The 18408-nt window shown below is 34.5% G+C and carries 18 protein-coding genes, 1 pseudogene and 2 riboswitches; of the genes and pseudogenes, 8 read left to right on the plus strand and 11 right to left on the minus strand.

Translation table 11 applies throughout. From position 1 onward, the window contains the following. Positions 1–408: 408 nt before the first annotated feature. Positions 409–1056 (minus strand): hypothetical protein, encoded by a 648-nt coding sequence (locus BHU33_RS04870; RefSeq protein ID WP_065866142.1) that lies wholly within the window; start codon positions 1054–1056, stop codon positions 409–411. Between the two features lie 90 nt (positions 1057–1146). Here BHU33_RS04870 and BHU33_RS04875 point away from each other — a divergent pair, with 90 nt between their 5' ends. Then, on the plus strand, positions 1147–2325 hold the full coding sequence (locus tag BHU33_RS04875) for a thiolase family protein (protein ID WP_054646818.1): 1179 nt from the start codon (positions 1147–1149) through the stop codon (positions 2323–2325). Positions 2326–2403: 78 nt separating this feature from the next. Beyond that, positions 2404–2928: a GNAT family N-acetyltransferase gene (locus BHU33_RS04880; RefSeq protein WP_054646819.1), complete on the plus strand. Its 525-nt coding sequence runs from the start codon at positions 2404–2406 to the stop codon at positions 2926–2928. A 221-nt stretch (positions 2929–3149) separates the two neighbouring features. On the opposite strand, the gene BHU33_RS04885 is transcribed toward BHU33_RS04880, so the two are convergent. The 3 genes from BHU33_RS04885 to BHU33_RS04895 are packed head-to-tail and all read right to left on the minus strand — an operon-like array spanning position 3150 to position 5618. Continuing rightward, positions 3150–3476 carry an AzlD domain-containing protein gene (locus BHU33_RS04885; RefSeq protein ID WP_054646820.1) on the minus strand — a complete coding sequence of 109 codons (327 nt, stop codon included), beginning with the start codon at positions 3474–3476 and terminating at the stop codon, positions 3150–3152. After that, positions 3463–4170: an AzlC family ABC transporter permease gene (locus BHU33_RS04890; protein ID WP_054646821.1), complete on the minus strand. Its 708-nt coding sequence runs from the start codon at positions 4168–4170 to the stop codon at positions 3463–3465. The genes BHU33_RS04885 and BHU33_RS04890 overlap by 14 nt, the downstream gene beginning before the upstream one ends. A 14-nt stretch (positions 4171–4184) precedes the next feature. Beyond that, complete coding sequence (locus BHU33_RS04895) at positions 4185–5618, minus strand: APC family permease (RefSeq protein WP_056997577.1); 1434 nt, start codon at positions 5616–5618, stop codon at positions 4185–4187. A gap of 126 nt (positions 5619–5744) precedes the next feature. Here BHU33_RS04895 and BHU33_RS04900 point away from each other — a divergent pair, with 126 nt between their 5' ends. Both BHU33_RS04900 and recA read left to right on the plus strand, forming a co-directional pair. Next, positions 5745–5975, plus strand: a complete 231-nt coding sequence (locus tag BHU33_RS04900; RefSeq protein ID WP_054646822.1) for a hypothetical protein — start codon at positions 5745–5747, stop codon at positions 5973–5975. A gap of 95 nt (positions 5976–6070) precedes the next feature. Next, positions 6071–7192, plus strand: a complete 1122-nt coding sequence (gene recA, locus BHU33_RS04905) for a recombinase RecA (protein ID WP_056997578.1) — start codon at positions 6071–6073, stop codon at positions 7190–7192. A gap of 47 nt (positions 7193–7239) precedes the next feature. On the opposite strand, the pseudogene BHU33_RS04910 reads toward recA, so the two are convergent. Beyond that, a pseudogene (locus tag BHU33_RS04910) lies at positions 7240–7632 on the minus strand (biotin transporter BioY); the annotation flags it as partial. 12 nt (positions 7633–7644) lie between these two features. After that, positions 7645–7779, minus strand: coding sequence for a hypothetical protein (locus tag BHU33_RS07705; protein WP_263850680.1), 135 nt, complete (start codon positions 7777–7779; stop codon positions 7645–7647). A 185-nt stretch (positions 7780–7964) separates the two neighbouring features. After that, positions 7965–8056, plus strand: a riboswitch (TPP riboswitch). A 67-nt stretch (positions 8057–8123) separates the two neighbouring features. Here BHU33_RS07705 and BHU33_RS04915 point away from each other — a divergent pair. From BHU33_RS04915 to BHU33_RS04925, 3 genes are read left to right on the plus strand one after another with little or no spacing between them, the layout of a single operon-like run. Further along, positions 8124–9542 carry an ATP-binding cassette domain-containing protein gene (locus tag BHU33_RS04915; RefSeq protein ID WP_225354791.1) on the plus strand — a complete coding sequence of 473 codons (1419 nt, stop codon included), beginning with the start codon at positions 8124–8126 and terminating at the stop codon, positions 9540–9542. Beyond that, entirely contained in the window at positions 9539–10186 is a 648-nt protein-coding gene (locus BHU33_RS04920; protein WP_056997579.1) for an energy-coupling factor transporter transmembrane component T family protein, read from the plus strand. Before BHU33_RS04915 ends, BHU33_RS04920 begins: the two co-directional genes overlap by 4 nt. Positions 10187–10199: 13 nt before the next feature. Further along, positions 10200–10691 carry a phosphatidylglycerophosphatase A family protein gene (locus tag BHU33_RS04925; RefSeq protein WP_054646824.1) on the plus strand — a complete coding sequence of 164 codons (492 nt, stop codon included), beginning with the start codon at positions 10200–10202 and terminating at the stop codon, positions 10689–10691. 53 nt (positions 10692–10744) lie between these two features. Here the strand turns inward: BHU33_RS04925 and BHU33_RS04930 are convergent, their stop codons facing one another. After that, positions 10745–11311 (minus strand): ECF transporter S component, encoded by a 567-nt coding sequence (locus tag BHU33_RS04930; RefSeq protein WP_054646825.1) that lies wholly within the window; start codon positions 11309–11311, stop codon positions 10745–10747. 109 nt (positions 11312–11420) lie between these two features. Further along, positions 11421–11509: riboswitch (TPP riboswitch) on the minus strand. Positions 11510–11550: 41 nt separating this feature from the next. Further along, positions 11551–12915: a purine-cytosine permease family protein gene (locus BHU33_RS04935; RefSeq protein ID WP_167550926.1), complete on the minus strand. Its 1365-nt coding sequence runs from the start codon at positions 12913–12915 to the stop codon at positions 11551–11553. Between the two features lie 211 nt (positions 12916–13126). Between BHU33_RS04935 and BHU33_RS04940 the strand changes: the two genes are divergently transcribed. After that, positions 13127–13390: a hypothetical protein gene (locus tag BHU33_RS04940; protein WP_054646826.1), complete on the plus strand. Its 264-nt coding sequence runs from the start codon at positions 13127–13129 to the stop codon at positions 13388–13390. 40 nt (positions 13391–13430) lie between these two features. On the opposite strand, the gene BHU33_RS04945 is transcribed toward BHU33_RS04940, so the two are convergent. From BHU33_RS04945 to BHU33_RS04955, 3 genes are all read right to left on the minus strand, one after another. Next, positions 13431–13889 carry a MarR family winged helix-turn-helix transcriptional regulator gene (locus BHU33_RS04945; protein ID WP_054646827.1) on the minus strand — a complete coding sequence of 153 codons (459 nt, stop codon included), beginning with the start codon at positions 13887–13889 and terminating at the stop codon, positions 13431–13433. A gap of 1 nt (position 13890) precedes the next feature. Next, positions 13891–14412, minus strand: coding sequence for a GNAT family N-acetyltransferase (locus BHU33_RS04950; RefSeq protein WP_054646828.1), 522 nt, complete (start codon positions 14410–14412; stop codon positions 13891–13893). A gap of 189 nt (positions 14413–14601) precedes the next feature. Continuing rightward, positions 14602–18360: a MucBP domain-containing protein gene (locus BHU33_RS04955; protein ID WP_054646829.1), complete on the minus strand. Its 3759-nt coding sequence runs from the start codon at positions 18358–18360 to the stop codon at positions 14602–14604. Positions 18361–18408 lie beyond the last annotated feature (48 nt).

Raw genomic sequence — 18408 nt, forward strand, 5'->3', positions numbered from 1 at the left:
CATGTATTAGGCACGCCGCCAACGTTCGTCCTGAGCCAGGATCAAACTCTCATTTTAAAAATGAGAACTTTACTAGCTCTTATTTATTTTATTTCTTAAAGCAAATTGACTTTGCATAATGTTTTAACCTTTAAACTAAGTTTAAAGATTACCTTACACTTTTGTAATCAAAATCTTGTTCAGTTTTCAAAGATCTACTCTTGCACTGCTTCTGCAGTGCAATTACTATAATAACTCGTTTAGAAATAATTGTCAACGATTTAGCTTAATTAATTTTAAAAAACTCAATTACTTAAAGATTAATTTGTCAAAGCATTCGTAGTCATTCCCTAACGAACAATTATTAGTATATCTCATTGATCAAAGAATGTCAAACATTTTTAACAATTAATTTCAAAAAATTTATTTTCAACATTTAATTATAAAAAACATGCCATTCCTCAAGCGACAATTAATAATATACACCCGGTTAATTCCTATGTCAACAGTTTGGTCAAAAAAAGTCAAAATTATTTTTTTGCTGTTGTCACTGTATAAATTAATTCCCAAATCTGGATGTTGCTTTAAATATAATTTTGTAAACTCATCAACAGCTTTTTTATCATGAGTATTAATTCCTTCTCTACGCATAGCAGCGGCTAAGTCACGATAAAAAGCATCAAATTTAGGATCATACAATGATGTTAATCCCTTAGAATTAATATTAACCCAATCAATTAAATGAGAAGCATTTTGCAATAATCCCTGCTTACCTAAATAACCAAATAATTTTTTTAATGCAAACGGAATTAATTCATACAAGCTAGCAGTTTTCTCATTTTCCTCTAATAATAGTAGGAAGCGGGAAAACATTACTTCACCAACAACTTCATCATTCCATTGATTAGGTTGCTTATTCAACCCAACAATGGCAATTTCAACAAAACTATCTATTATCGCATCAATATCACGAATTTGATCCGAATCTAATCTTTTCACATCATTTTCAGAATCAATATCATCCAGCCATTTATCAATCATTGCTCCAACTTGTTGTACTTGTTTTTCTTTATCCATTTCTATCATCCTTTCGTTCCCATTATTATACTATCAAAAACATTACAGGTATAATGTAAACATAAATCAACACAAGGAGTGTAATAATCATTGGAAAAAATTGCAATCATAAGTGCCAAACGTACTCCCATTGGAAAAATTAACGGTAATTTAAAAGGTTTATCATCTGTAGAATTAGGAACCATCGCAGTTAAAGCAACTCTAGCGGCAGCTAATCTTGATCCATCTGCAATTGATCAAGTGATTTTTGGCAATGTCATTCAAGCCGGCGGCGGTCAAAATATAGCACGCCAAATTGAACTAAATGCTGGAATTCCAGCTACAAGTACTGCGTGTACCATTAACCAAGTATGTGGATCTGGTATGAAAGCCGTTCGCATGGGTCAAACTGCAATCTTGAATGGTGACGCTGAGGTAGTAATTGTGGGAGGAACCGAAAGCATGTCAAATGCTCCCTACCTAAATCCTAAAACTAGAGCAGGTCATAAATTTGGTGCATTTACTATGGAAGATAGTATCGAAACTGATGGCCTCAATGATGCCAAAACCAATGAACCAATGGGCATTACAGCCGAAAATGTTGCAGAAAAATTCAATATTTCTCGAGCAGACCAAGATAACTTTTCATTAGCATCACATCAAAAAGCCGCCGAAGCTATCAAAAATGATTACTTAAATGACGAAATGATTCCCATCACAATTAATGGTAAAAAAGAAACAATTACTTATACTCAAGATGAAACAGTCCGTCCTGATACAAATCTAGAGCAGCTTAGCAAATTAAATCCTGCCTTTAAAAAAGCAGGAACTGTTACAGCTGGAAATGCTGCTAGCTTAAATGACGGTGCATCTGCTCTTATTTTAATGAAAGAAAGTAAAGCAGAGAAGCTGGGAATTAAACCTTTAGCAATTATTGATGAATATGCTGAAGCCGGATGCGATCCAAAAATTATGGGATATGCACCCTACTACGCTGTAAACAAATTATTGCAAAAACAAAATAAAACTATTTCAGATTTTGATTTGTTCGAACTAAATGAGGCTTTTGCTTCTCAAAGTATTGCTGTATCACGTGATTTAAACATTCCTGATGATAAATTAAATATTACTGGCGGAGCAATTGCAATGGGACATCCGCTTGGAGATTCAGGATCTCGAATTTTAATCACCCTCATTAATAATTTAAGACGGACCAAACAAAAAAGTGGTTTAGCCACATTATGTATTGGTGGAGGAATGGCAATGGCAATGAGCATCCATTTGAAATAACTATTGTTAGTTGTAAATTTTACCGTAGTTCTTTATAATTGAAATTCGTTAAACCAAACAGTGAGGATGTGTTTTATTATGACTTGTACTTATGTTCGAAAATCAACTGAAAAAGATTTACCAGCAATCTCAAAAATTATCAATGCAGGAAGAGGTTTCCTAAAGGAACAGGGAATTAATCAATGGCAAGGAACATATCCTTCCCAAGCCGATATAAAAAGAGATATTGATAATGGCATCAGTTATGTTCTTGATATCGATGGAAAAGTAGCTGGGTCAGCTACCCTTCATCTTGGTATCGATCCTGATTATCTTGAAATGGAAGAAGGAGAATGGAAAAACGGCTCTGAAGCTCATTATTCTGCCATTCATCGTGTTTCTGTATCACATGAATATCGTGGTCAAGGACTTGCATATAAATTAATTAGCGGTTTATTAACCATTTCAGACTTATTAGGATTTAAAGATGTCAGAATTGATACCCATCCTAAAAACGAAGGAATGCAACATATCATCTTAGCTAGTGGATTTACTAGACGAGGAATCATTCGTACCAAAGCTGAAGATGATGATCGTTACGCATATCAAATTGAACTTCAATAATAGAGGAGATTTAAAATGGGTAATCAGGCAGTCTTAACAAAATTACTAATTATGTCAGTAGCAGCGTTAGTGATAACTTTGGCATGTATGTTTTGGACTTATCACGAGCAACATACCATTTTATCAAAACGTTTTATCGCACTGACTATTATGTTCTGCTTAATCCTTATTTTAATTTACTTCTTATAAAAAAGACCGAAGCCACTCGCTTCGGTCTTTTTTTAAATTAATATTCTGATTAAGGCTAAGGAAACAATTCCAACTGCCACAATTACCAATAAATTTTTACTAATAACAGCTGCAATAGCGGTCGGAATTGAGGCTAACAAATTAGGAAAGTTAATAGTTGGCAAATGACCTAGATGCTGCACAAATAATCCATTAAACCATAACGCTGCCATAATAACGATTGGCACAAAACTAAGAAATTGCACAAATGAACGCGGCAACTCAAACTTCTTTAATAACACAAACGGAATTACCCTTAATATCCATGTTACTAACCCGCATCCAATAATAACAAGTAATATAAATTTAAAAGAAGGCATCTTTTATAAACACTCCAAATCCGCCTCCAGCTAAAGTTACAACGATCAACAATAAATTGCTTGGGATAAAAATCAATCCCACATAAGTCAACCCCAAAGTAATCACAATCACCGCTAGCTGCAATTTAAATTTCATAGTTTTGTCAGCAATCACTTGTAAATACAGCAATCCAATAAACATCGCCAAAAAAGCAAAATCCAATCCAAACAGATTGGGATTAGGAATCAGTCCACCTAAAGCACCACCAATTCCCGATGAAATCACCCAAGTTAAATAGGCAATCAAATTTGCTGAGTTTAACCATTTAAATGACAAAACTCGTCCAGTGGCATTTAACTTATTCATACTTAGTGCAAAAGTTTCATCCGTCAGTAACGAACCAATAATTATATTTTTTAGCATTGATTCTTTTTTCATATAGGGAGCTACAGTCATCCCCATTAACAGCATGCGAGCTGACAATAAAAACACCGATAAAATAATCGCAAAAAAGGAACTACCTGCTACCAGCATGCTAACAATCACAAACTGGGCTGCTCCTGAATAGGTAATTGCCGACATCAAAATAATCATAACCACATTTAAGCCGGCAGCTTTGGCTACAATCCCAAAAGCCAACCCAACTCCAATATAACCAGATAAAGTCGGAATCGTATCTTTAATTCCTGTTTTTGCAGTTAATTCCCCATTCAACCCAATCACCTTTTCTACTTTATTGTTTTAGTTGCAATACTAGAATGTTTCATCCCATAAAATACATAAATAAGCACTCCGATTAAGGCCCAAATCAAAGTCAAAAATTTTGCGTCATTGCTCAACTCTAAGAAGATCACAAAAGAAAACAAGGCAGAAATAGCTGGTAAAATTGGATAGAATGGCATTCTAAATTTAGGTACTGGAATGTCTTTCCCTTCCCTAGGACGCAAAGCGTAAATTCCTAATGAAACAAACATAAAGAAAATTAAAGTTCCTGCTGAAACTAGGTTTGCTAAGAAAGTAAATGGCAGCATTGATCCAACTAACACGGCAGCCACTGTTACTAATAACAAAGCATTTCCTGGAATATGACGATGGTTAACCTTGCCCAACTTTTTAGGCAATAATCCATCTCTACCAAAGGCATAAATCAAACGAGAGCTGGCCATTTGAGTTCCAATTAGCGAAGCAAACATTCCCACAATCGCCACTACTGCTAACATATTAGCAGTAATAAAATGGCCTGCTTTTCGCAATGCCCAAGCTGAAGGTTCAGCATTGCCAGCGTAATCAGAATATTTGAACATTCCAACCAACACTAACGAAACTCCAACAAATAAAAAACTTCCAATAACCAGTGTTCCGATAATTCCCCGCGGCATGTTTTTCCCTGGATCTTTGGTTTCAGCTGTATTAGATGCGATTACATCAAACCCGCCATAAGCTACAAAAACCTGCGCCGTTCCAGCTAAAATACCAGTTAATCCACCAAAGGAAGTTCCAGTTTTATGAGCTGGAATAAACGGATGATAATTAGAATATTTAATCGAAGTAAAGCCAACAATAATAAATAACAACACTACAGCTACTTTTAAAATTACCAAAATATTTTCCAGGCGATTAACGCCCTTTAACTTACGACTCAATAATAATCCGACTAAAATAATGGAAAGAGCTGCAAAAATATCAAAAAAACCACCAGTTTTGGGGTTATATCCTGAAGTAAGCATTGGTGGTAAGTGAAACCCAAATTCTCCTAAGAATCCTTGTACATAAGCTGACCATCCAGATGCCACAAAATTGATTGCTAAAAAATATTCTGCAAGCATTAGCCAACCCGCAATCCAACCAAATCCTTCGCCAAATAATACGCTAATCCAGGAGAATGCGGAACCAGCAACCGGCAAAGCCGAAGCAGCTTCAGCATACGCTAATGCTGCTAAACCTGCTCCAATTGCCCCAATTATAAATGATAGTGCGACTGCTGGACCAGCATGTTCTGCTGCTACAATCCCTGGCAAAGTAAAAATCGCCGTTCCAACTACCATCCCTAATCCCAATCCCAACAAATCTTTAGCAGTCATATGCGGGGTTAAGCTGGCATCCTTAGCTTCCAGACTTTGCGGACTTTCTTTTCTGGTAATTCGCTCCCAGATTTTTCCCATCTTTTCGTAAACCTCCAACTAAAACTATTTTCATTAAATCATTTTTTAAAATTATACTATTAAAAATTTCATAAAGATACATTAACTTTTAAATACGTTATAATTAGGATGAAAGGTGGTAATATGATGACTGAAACGGTATTTTTTAACCCAGGTAATTCATTAGGAAACTTTCAAGATTATAACGAGGCAGTTCGAAGTGCCAAGATTTATCGTCAAAAGCACAACGAACTTGAAGATGCAAATGTAATTGTCGTAAACGGTAAGCATAATGATTCATACGACATTTTTTTGAAGGATCATGCTGAAAAAAATAATGATGACAACGAACCATATACAATTAAAAAACAAATTTAATTTATTTTACTTGGTTTTACGTAAATAATAAGGTAAAATGAATAATATTGGTTACCCGAACAAATGTTCATGTTTGATAATAGAAAGGTGTTTTTATGGCCTCAAGTTCTAAAAAAAGTGCTAAAGAAGCTCGTCAAGTCGAGCTTGATAAAGCATTAAAACAAATTAAAAAAGAATTTGGTACCGGAGCAATTATGCGAATGGGTGAATCTCCTACCACTAACGTCGAAGCAATCTCAACTGGGATTTTATCGTTAGATATCGCGTTAGGGATTGGCGGATTTCCTCGTGGTCGAGTAGTTGAAATTTTTGGTGCTGAATCATCTGGTAAAACAACGATTGCGTTACAAACCGTTGCTGAAATTCAAAAAAATGGCGGGACTGCAGCCTACATTGATGCTGAAAACGCGATGGATCCTGAATACGCCAAAGAATTAGGTGTTGATATCGACGACTTATTACTTTCACAACCAGGAACTGGTGAAGAAGGTCTTCAAATTGCAGATGCTTTAATCGGTTCTGGTGCAATTGATTTAATTGTTGTCGATTCGGTTGCTGCTTTAGTTCCAAAATCAGAAATTGAAGGAGATATTGGTGACTCTCACGTTGGTTTACAAGCCCGTCTGATGTCTCAAGCATTGCGAAAATTAACTTCCAACATTAACCGTACCAATACAGTGGTTATTTTCATTAATCAACTACGTGAAAAAGTCGGTGTAATGTTTGGTAGTCCCGAAACTACCCCTGGTGGTCGGGCTTTGAAGTTCTATTCAAGTGTTCGTCTACGAGTTAGTGGTGGAAAACAGTCTAAAGAAGGTCAAGAAGTTGTTGGTAAAGAAACCAAGATCAAAGTGGCCAAAAATAAGGTCGCTCCTCCATTTAAAGTAGTCCAAACTTTAATGAGTTTTGGTCATGGGATTGAGCCGGTTGCTGATATGGTCAACTTAGCCGTTGAAAAAGATATCGTGAATAAATCAGGATCATGGTATTCATATGGCGAAGAACGTCTTGGTCAAGGACTTAACAAAACAGTTGCCAACTTAAAAGAAAAACCTGAAATGGTTGAAGAAATCACTCATAAAGTTCGAGTTGCTTACGGTATTGAAACCGAAGAACCAGAAAAAGCAACTAAGGATGAACCTAAGAAAAAAGATACTAAAGAAGAAACTACCCCAACAACTGATGATAAGGCTGAAGATCCAAAATTAGATATCTAATTTAAAATAACCCCTAACTATTAAAATTATAGTTAAGGGTTATTTTTTTACAATTTTATAAAATGATGCTGCTTCACTCGCCAAGCAACTATGGCTACAATCACAGCCTTTACAATATCACCTGGGAAAAAAATCAAACAAGACCACAATGCTTTTCCAAGCGAAATGTGAGTAACTAGCGTTAATCCAATTCCACCCATCAAGTTCATTAATAGCATACCACCAATTAAGTTGGCAATTATATAACCCATTAATTGATGTTTAGTATGATTTAATTGGACTAACGAACCAATTAAATATGTACAAAATGGCCAACTAACTAAAAATCCAACCGTCGGACCAGCAAAAACAGCCATTCCACCACGAAATCCTGCTAAAATCGGCATCCCAACTGCTACCAATAACAAAAAGATTACTACACTAATAGTGCCTAATTTTTTCCCTAATAAACATCATGACAACATAATTCCCATCGTTTGAAATGAGATTGGCACTGGAATTATTGGGACTGCAATTGGCGGAATTAAACCTAAAACGGCAATAATGGCAACCATCATTCCGCAATAAGCAATTTCTTTTGTTTTCATCTTCTGTCTCCTTTTAAATGTATTCTTTAATTATCCTTGAGAATTAAAGAATTTGACAAATGAATTTTAACTAAATCTGATTAGGACAATGTTTTTAGCTATACAAAATTGCAATCTTGTCACTTTTGCTGCTTAATCGCTATCGTTTTTACCACTAAGCAACATTGTTTGATACAATAAAGATAATTAAATAGCTGGGGTGCCAATAACGGCTGAGATTATACCCGTTGAACCTGATCTAGGTAATGCTAGCGTAGGTAATAAAGTGACATTCAGTTGTCTAATTACAACAAAAAACTTAGCCGTTTCCTTTTTAGGAGACGGCTTTTTATTTGGAGGAAGCTATGATGCCAAACATTGGAGTTAAAAACTTTTATTTTAAGTTTACATCCAATCCGAAACCAATTTTCAAAGATGTTAACGTTACTTTTCCAAGTAACAAGCTGTCGCTTTTAACTGGTCCATCCGGATGTGGAAAATCTACCATATTAACCTTAGCAGCTGGATTATCTGCGACAGAAGACCAAAAGTGCGAAATTAAAGGAAAAATCACAATTGGTGCAACTAATGTCAAAAATATTTCAGACACAGAACGGCCAAAATTAATTAGTATGATGTTTCAAGATCCAAATCAACAATTTGTCATGCAAAAAGTCGAAGAAGAAATTATTTTTGCCCTCGAAAATCTTCAGACGCCCTCGTCTGAAATCCAAAAACGCACTGATGAAGCTCTCGCCTTTTGTGAAATTGAACAATTACGAAATCGTGAAATCATCACACTTTCAGGAGGCGAAAAACAAAAAGTAGTACTTGCCACTCTAATCGCAATGAACTCAGATATCATTTTGTTAGACGAGCCGTTTGCTAGTATTGATTTGACTTCCAAACGCGACATTTTAAACAAATTAGTTCAATTAAAAAACCAGCAACAGAAAACCATCGTAATTTCTGATCATGATTTGTCTGGTTATGAAGGGTTAGTGGATAATCTTTTTCAAGTCCACGAAGAACAAATTACAGCATTACCACTATCACAAATGAACACGCTCTTGAACGATTCGCATTCACCACAAATTTCATTTGCTATTCCCAGGCAAACTGAGCCAAAAATTATTTCTTTAACAAATTATGTCTTAAAGACCCCTGCCACTACATTATTAAAAGCAACAGATTTCGCTTTTCATAATGGTTGCACACTTCTAACAGGAGCAAGTGGGATTGGCAAGTCGTCCCTTTTTTATTCTATTAGCAAACTTAAAAAATATCAGGGAATCATCACATTAGCTGACAAAAACATTCAAAAAATTAAAAATAAAAAATATTATGAACAGGTAGTACTTGTATTTCAAAATGCCGCAGATCAATTTTTAACAGTTACCATGCAAGAAGAATTAATATTGGCCCAAAAAAATTCGTTAAGCGATTTTTGGACGAACGCAAAAATCAAACAAGCACTGGTCGACTTAAATTTAGATCATAAAATGGATCAGGTAGTTTATAGTTTAAGCGGCGGCCAGAAGAAAAAATTACAAATCCTATTAATGTTAATCAGAGATCCACAAATTATGCTGCTTGACGAACCATTTGCCGGTTTAGATGTTGCATCAGTTAAACAAGTTCAAAATCTGATTCAAACTAACTTTCTAAACCGCGGTCGTTCTGCAATCGTAATTAGTCATCAAATTTATCAATTTAATGGTTTTTTTGATTATCACGTTAACTTTGCCAATCAGAAATTGCAGTATAAGGAGGAGCTAAGATGAACCCAGCATTAAAGTTATTATTAGTTTTCATGATAGCATTTGAAATCTCTTTTTTAACCAATATTTGGCTAAATTTATTTTTAATTATGGCAGCATTAATTTACCTTTTCTGGCACCGAGTTCATTTTAAAACGATTGCCATTTTTAGTCTGATTGCTTTTGTCCCAGCCGTGGGGATCTTTCTGTCCCAGCTATACTATGGCAGCCATGGCCTTTATATGGGAGCAGTTCTCTTCACCCGTCTTTATGCATACGTCTACCTAGGACTAAGTTTCTCGCTCACTACCTACATCGTTAACTTAGCCCAGGCCTTAGAACAGGACTTCCATGTGCCCGCTAAATTTGTCTACGGAGTACTTGCGGCCATCAATTTAGTTCCTCGTTTAAAATACGAAATTCAGATTATTCGTGCCAATGGAAATATGCGAGGTGAACAATTAAATCCTTGGAAACCAACTTTATATTTCAAAGCACTCTTAGTTGCCTTACAATGGTCGGGAGACTTATCGCAAGCTATGCAATCTCAAGGTTTTGTTGAAAATCGACCGCGTACTTTCATTACCAAAGTCGTCATTAGTAAAAAGGATTTGATAATCTTTATTGGCATTTTGATAATTGTCCAGATTTTAGCATTCACAATTTAAACGAGGTACATCAATGACTAACTATAAATATCCAGATCAGGCAGCCTATCAATTTGTCTGTAATTCTTTGAAAAATCATGGAATTACCATTAGAACTATCTCGCAACTCGCCTATAATTTACAAAAACAATACAGTAACGTTCCTCCGATAACAGTTGTCGATGAAATTACTAAAACTGTTTTACATAAACGAGAGGTATTAGATCATGCAATGATGGGATTAGAAATCGACTCTTTGGCTAATCAGAATCAACTACGAGAACCATTAGCGAGCATTATTCGTCATGATCTTGGTGTGTTTGGCGTTGATGAAGTCTTAGCTTTGCCGATTGCGACGGTCTATGGAACCATCGGCATGACTAATTTCAATGAAATTGATCTAAATAAACCAGAAATCATCAGAAAATTAGATCACGACTCTCAACATGTCACTACCTTTATTGATGATTTAGTTGGAGCTTTAGTGGCAGCAGTATCTGCTAAACTAGCCCATGCTGATTCATAATTTAATCCAACAAAAAATGACTTCTGAAAAAATCAGAAGTCATTTTTTAAAATTTATTTTTCAATCAAATGAGTTCGTTCTAACAATTTAGCAATTGCCATGGTTAAAACTCCACTAAAGAGAAAAACAGAAATCAAACTAACCACAAACAATGCGGTAATCATACCAAGACTGAAACCAGCATAATCATGTCTGATTAGTTCCCAACCAAACGTTACCACCGTTGTCGTAATAACCGATAAAGTCATACCAAACCAGTTATATTGTTTATAACCAGTGAAGGCAAATCCTAGTTCAGATCCAAATCCTTGAATCAATCCAGAAATTAAAGTGGCAGCTCCCCAAATACCACCAAGAAGCATTTCTACCACCGCACCAAAGAATTCAGCTAATAATCCAGATCCAGGAATACGGATTATCATTAATGCCAATGGCCCGCCCATCGTCCAAAAACCGATCAAAATTGCATTGGTAAATGGCGCTAAGCCTAACGGTGTCAATACAGCTGTTAGTGCAGTATAAATCGGATCCATAACCCAAAATACTAATCCACATGCAACTCCAATCAGCGTTACCATAATAATATTTTTTAAATGCCAACTCTCAAGCCATTTCTTCATGTTTTTCTCCCCTAATAAAATATAATTTCCCAAAATAAAAAGTACCCAACCATGAGCTGAGTACTTTAGAAAATCAATTTTAGAATTGTGAAAAACACAATCGTTAATTATCTAAATTGGATAAGTTTCCTGCGATAGCTTTAACTATATCAGGTTCAATGGGTTTAATCTCAGCTCGTGGCACCCCAACTTAATATTTTTATAACTTTATTATAACATACAAACAGGAGATAACAATCTTACTTATCAGCTTTATCAAATAATTTACTACCAAGATAATAAATAATTGCAACAACTGCCATCGTAATAAAGGTTGCTCCAATTGTATCTTTAATTACATTTAAGTTTTTAATCAAGAGATAGAAAATCACTCCAATGATTAATGATGCTAATGCAACTAAATTAAATCCATCATGATACCAAAGTTTACCGTTGCCATCAGATAAATCAGCTACCGTATAATGATTACGGTTCAAAATAAAGTAATCAACGATCATGATTGCAATGATAGGCCCTAACAACATGCCAGTATAATCTAAAAATGCAATAAAAGAAGCTAAGAAACTCCCACTAATCAAAGGAACTAACGTTAATAGCATTGATAAAATCGTAATAATCATTAATGAATTATTAAAACTCACCTTATGAAAAACATTTTTAAATGCTGAAGCTCCTGCTTGAATGTTAACGGCATTGGCAGTCATACTCGTCAAAACAATAACAATCATAGCAATAAACCCTAATCCTAATTTGTTAGCAATAATACTAGGATCAGAATTATTGGCATCATAAGCACCAGAGGTCATAGCAACACTAATCGTGGTACAAATCCCAATCAGAGTAAAACTCAAGAGACCTAACATTGCACCCCAGTAAGGAGCACTGATGGCGATATGTTTTTTACGGGTAAAACGAGTAAAATCAGCCCCGCCCATGACCCAGCCTAAACTGGCGGCGGCAATCGTATCAACTCCGACCCCAAACGGCATCTTTTCATTAGCTGGTAAACGATAATGTGCTAAGTCAGATAATGACACGTTTTTGAAAACCACAATTGTTTCCAAAACAACAAAGATAATCACTAAAATAACTCCGATTCGTTCTACTAGCTGAACTGATCGTTGCCCCGCAATGATACTAAAAATATGTAACACGCTCATTACTAAAATTCCGACAATAATCCCAAAGTTACCACCAGGATGACCAAACAATGCCCATCCAAAAAAACTATGGAAAATGAATGCCAAGGAAGTAGCAGCAATAAAAGTATTAACTGCCGTCCAACCTAAAAATAACGTGATATTAATCAACGTGGGAATAATACTACCACGAATCCCAAATGATCCACGAGAAAGGACGGTGGTTGATGCACCAGTTTCGTAACCAGCATATCCCATCATGCTTAAGAAAATATAAGCAACCAGTCCCCCAACTAAAGTAGCACCAAGTCCGCCAATCAAACCACAAGCAGCAATCACTCCACCAATAAACCACGTTCCGTTATTAGCATTGGCACCAAACCAAGTAGCAAACATATCCCAATAAGTCATATTTCGTTCGCTATCCGGGATAGGTTTAAAAGCATATTTACTATTATTCAATATAGTTTCCTCCAAAATATTAACATTTTGTTTCCGTTTTATATCAATAATCGTTTTTTTAAGTATAGCAGAATTGTGCACAAGTTAAAAGTTGAAAAATAAAGCTAATTATTAAAGCCAGTTTCAACAATTATTTAGATTAGTAATGTTATAATTAAACTGCTAAATTGTTTAGCATGTTCTTTGAAAACTACATTAGAAGGAGGTAACTCTCATGACGATTGAAGAACCGTTTTATAAGAGTAAGAGTATCGGTATGGTTAAGATTGGCATTCGAAATGATCGCGGTCAGATTATTGCTAACGTTATTGGTAATGATGTAATCGAGATCAATGATAAGGTCAGTCGCGCTATTGTCACTGGTCCTGATCGATTAGGTCGTTATGCAATTGGTTCATATGTTTATTTTATTACCAAACGTAAAAATAAATATATTGCCATTTCTGTCACTGAAGCTAATCAAAATGTGACTGAATAGAAAAGCCCTAGAGTACAAGTTAACGTACTCTAGGGCTTTTTTAATACTTGCGTTTAAATCCTTTTTTCACTTTCCCCCATTCACTATCAGTATTTTTTGCAACTTTAGTCAATAATTTTTGAAGTTGTGCTCGTTCTGTTTTCGATAATCCGGATAGAACTTGCTGAGTTGAATATTCATTTTCACGTGCAATAAAGTTCGCTGCCTGTTCCCCTTTTTTAGTCAAATTAAACTGCTTTTGTCGTTTATTATTCTCAGTAAATTTACCGACGATTAATTGTTCATCAAGCAGCTTTTGCATAGCACGTGATGCAGTAGTTTTGTCAACTTTTAATAATTCCGTCAATTCTGCCTGAGTGATGCCTGGATTTTCTGCAATCCGATTAACATACTGAAATTTACCTTTAGTTAAACCAATCGTTTTAAATTCTTTATTAGCAATTGATGATAAACCATGTTCAATCTCAGTAATTAGTTTTAAAATATCAACTTCTGCCATCTTATTTAATACTCTTTTCCATTAAATAATCAGTTTGCGGATCATCACCGACCACAAATGTATGTTGACCGATACGTTCAAAACCTTGAGCTTGATAAAAAGCAATTGCTTTTGGATTGCCTTCCCAAACTCCCAACCAAAGATTATCTTTATGTTTTTGTTTAGCAATTGATTCCGCAACTTCAATCAATTTTTTACCTAATCCATGTCGTTTAAAAGCGGGCAAAATATAGATTCTTTCTACTTCTAAACTATTATTACTAACTTTATCGCTTTGTGCCTTGCCAACGTTTAGTTTTAAATAGCCAGCTAATTGATGATCAATGTATCCAAAATAGAAAAATGTCTCGGGATTATTTAATTCCTTAGTTAATTTTTGATTACTATATGCTTCATCAAGATATTTTTTCAAATCAGTTTCCGTATTTGCGGCACCAAATGTGTCTGCAAAAGTAAGTCGGCTAATTTTTTGTAATTCAGATAATTGTACTAATGAAATTTGTTTAACTTCAAGTTGTTCCACCTTTTATCACCTCTTCGATTCATTTTAAATTAAATCAGGTTGCAAATGCAACAAAAATCTAAACGTATATAGTTGATAAATTAAATGATAATTTAGTTAAATAACAATACTCAATTATATAAAGGTAAAATAATTAAAAGCGTTCCATAATCATTAGAGATCACGAAACGCTTTTATTATTAATTCACATTAATCTTCCTTTTTCTTTTTGAAACCATTTAATCCCAAGATTCCGAAAACTGAAAGTAAGAATGCACCAATTATACTTAATAAACGATTATCTTTGCTTTGCCCAGTTTGTGGTAAAGTAGTTGCTTTATTAGTTTTATGAGATGCTGTTTCAGTTACAGTCTCTGGTAAATTATTATTACTAGTAGTTACAGTTTTATTATCTTGACCATCATGGACCGATGAAAGAACGTGATGCGTATTTCCATCAGTTTCTGTAGTTTCAGGCGCTACTTCACTAGTTTGATTATGAGTTTTAGTTGAAGTACTAGTTCCTTTACTATCAGTCGAGGTCTTTGGTTCAAAGGGAGTCTGCGAACCATGTTCGTCATTATTGGTTGGATTGGTAGGTTCATAAGGAGTTTGTGAACTATTCCCATTGTTATCAGTTGGAGGTACTACCGGTTTATCCAGTTTATTGTAAACGACTTGGATATTCTGGTTTTCTGCCATAAATTCACCGCTAACCATGGTTTGATTGGTGTTATAACCTGCAATTATCGGGCTAGCAATGTTATATTTACTAGCAACTTTCCCATGAACCTTTTTTTCAGGAGCTAATTGGTCACCATTTTGATCGACATAAGTAATGGTAACAGTTGAAACTACATCTTTTTTGTAAATCAAAGTTATTATTTGATTATTCTTAGTATATTGACCAGTGAGATTTCCATTAGTTTTTTCATAGGTATAACCAGTAATTTCAACTGGATTAATATTGTAATAATTGCCAATTTTACCAGTTAAGGTCTGCATCGTTTTAATCTCATTACCTTGTTCGTCAACATATTTGACGGTGACAGTTCCATTTGTCACTGGAATAGTCTTGGACTGATAAACCAATGTAATATTTTGAGCTGTATCCGTATATTGTCCTGCTAAATCACCTTCTGATTTTACATAAGTATATCCGTCAAGCTGTTTGGGAGTAATTTGATAAGCGGTTCCGAGGATTCCAGTTAGACTTGTGGAGTTGGCAATCATATTTCCATTCTCATCTACATAATTAATGTTAACAATTCCGTTAGTTACAGGAGTATTTTTTTGATAAACAAAAGTTACTGTTTGAGCATCTTGTCCATAAATCCCTGTAGGATTACCTTCTGTTTTTACGTAAGTATAACCCGTAATGTTAATTGGACTTACTTTAAATTTACTGCCAAAAGAACCACTGTTAGTTATAGGTTCAGCAATTTGATTACCATTTTCATCAACGTAGTTTACGTTTACTACGCCATTACCAACAGGTGCATTATTCTTATAAACCAAAGTGACGTTTTGAGCCACTGGGGTAAATTGACCAGTTAAATTACCTTCTGTTTTCTCAAAAGTATATCCAGGGATATCAATAGGGGTAATCTCATAATTAGAGCCAATCTTCCCACTCATAGAAGTATTACTTCGAATAGGATTACCATTTTCATCTACATAATGAACATTGACAACTCCCTTAGTATATGGATTTACATATTGATAGAATAATGTAATCCACTGGGGATTGTATCCATAAGTACCGGTTAGATTATTAGATGATCTAAGATAGTTATAGTTCTTAACTTGTTGTATCAAAATGTCATAATTAGACCCAATATATCCGCTCATGGTAGCTGGAGGTAAGATAAAAATTCCCATCGGATCTCCATTATTGTCTACTTGTTCATACTGTACATTAACCACTCCAGTTGGGGTTTGATAGTAAGGCAAGTTAATAATTCCATTTTTAGTAAAAATTCCAGTAACCGGTGATTCTCCACCATATGTGTACTTATGATCTTCAATTTGATATTCAGGAGTTAAACTATAATTTGAACCATAAACACCAGTAATTGTTTCTGTTTTAAGGATTTGATTATCATTATGTTCATCAACATAATTAATAGTCATAGTAACTTCGTCAGGTGCATATACGTATGTTACATCAGGAGTATCAATAGTATATTTACCACTAGCATTTCCTTCAGTTCTAATTAAATGGTAACCAGTAATACTTTTAGCATTTGTTTGATAAGTATCACCATATTTTCCAGTAATAATTTTATTATTTGCTAATGATTTACCACTTTCGTCAACATAATGAACTGTAACTTGTTCGTCATCTTTAGCATAAACATAAGTTACTGATTGTTTACCATCTGTATAACTTCCATTAGGTTCACCTTCGGTTTTAATCAAATGATAACCAATAATATCTTTAGGAACAGTTTGGTAATGATCGCCATATTTACCAGTTAAATTATCACTAGTGGCTAATTGTTTCCCTTGTTCATCAACATAATTAATTTGTAATGATTCATTATCAGCAAAGTATTTAACCTTAAATTCCTGATTTTTACCAGCAATTATTTTCCCAATAACTGTTTTATGATCAGGAGTGTAGCCAGTTAATTGCGGGCTCTTAATATCAACATCAATATTGTCATTAGTAGTCCAGCTATTCCATTTAACCTGACCTGTTAATGGGTCTCTACCACCAGTTCTAGTAAAATGAGCGGTTACTACTCTGTCAGCTAATCCAGGAATTAAGTTCCCATTATCGTATTCATAATGAACAGTATACGTATTTGTAATTTGATCAGTAACCACTTCATCTTTATAAACAACCACATTAATAGTTTTGTATGAGGTTAAATTTTTAGAATTAGTAGTTTTATACGTAACTGTGTAGGTTCCAGTTTGATGATTAACAAGTGCATTTTTTAATGAACTATCGTTAGAAATTTCAATTTTATCTTTATCATAACCATCTTGAACATCATTAACACTTACTCCGTCCATCAGGAAGTTTGATAAATCATTAATATCAAATTCACTGACATTAATCTTTTTATCAGTAGCATTGATGGTTGGAAAAAAACCATGATGATTATTATTTTCGTAGCTAAACGATTCATCAATAGAATTATTAGAATCTGTCTTTTGATCATCATGATATCCAAAATTAACACTATAAGTTTCGGCAACATTTGGTGCAATAAAGTTTCCAGTAAATTGCATATATTGAATAGCAGGTCCATTTGGAAAAATAATACTTAACTTAGCATCATTGTTATTAATTTGATTTAAATTAACTTTAATTCCTGGTAACAACTGATTTAATTCATCTAATGTAATCCATTTTCCAGAAGCTGAACCTGCCCAGCTCAGAGCGTATGGAGAATCGGATTGGGGAAGACCAAATCGAAGCCCATTCATATCAAAAGAAGCCCCAGAACCTTTAACCTCAACAGTCCATGTTCTCCCAGTTAACGTATTAAAAGAAGATGATGGAAGTCCATTAGTCGGATAAATAACATTACACCAACTGGGTTCGTCACCTTTACTTGGATCAAAAATAGTTAAAGAACCATTTCCACCAATAGGGTTATCTGCAGAAGATCCCATATAAGGACTAACATTTGCATAATCTAATCCTGAAAGCAGTGATGGAGCTTGAGTTCGGTTTGGAGAAACGTCATTAGGTACTGGAATATATCCATAATAAAATTTATTTAATTCGTAAATTTTATTATTTTGTTGAAAACTTTCAGAAAAATTAACCCCACATTGGTTTGAAGCAGATTGAAAGGGTACATTTAAAGTAAATGAAAAACTTCCAGTAGTAAGTGAAATTTGTTTGTCAAAAATGTAATCTGCAGTACCATCATTTTTATTTACTGACCAATGTCCATATTCATTTCCACCGGTAACTAAAACTGCGTTCCAATTTATTGCTTGCTTCATTAAATCATCACTACCGGGATCTTCACTGTTAGCAATGTTAAATTTTAT

Source organism: Fructilactobacillus lindneri DSM 20690 = JCM 11027 (assembly GCF_002907375.1).
Lineage (GTDB): Bacteria > Bacillota > Bacilli > Lactobacillales > Lactobacillaceae > Fructilactobacillus > Fructilactobacillus lindneri.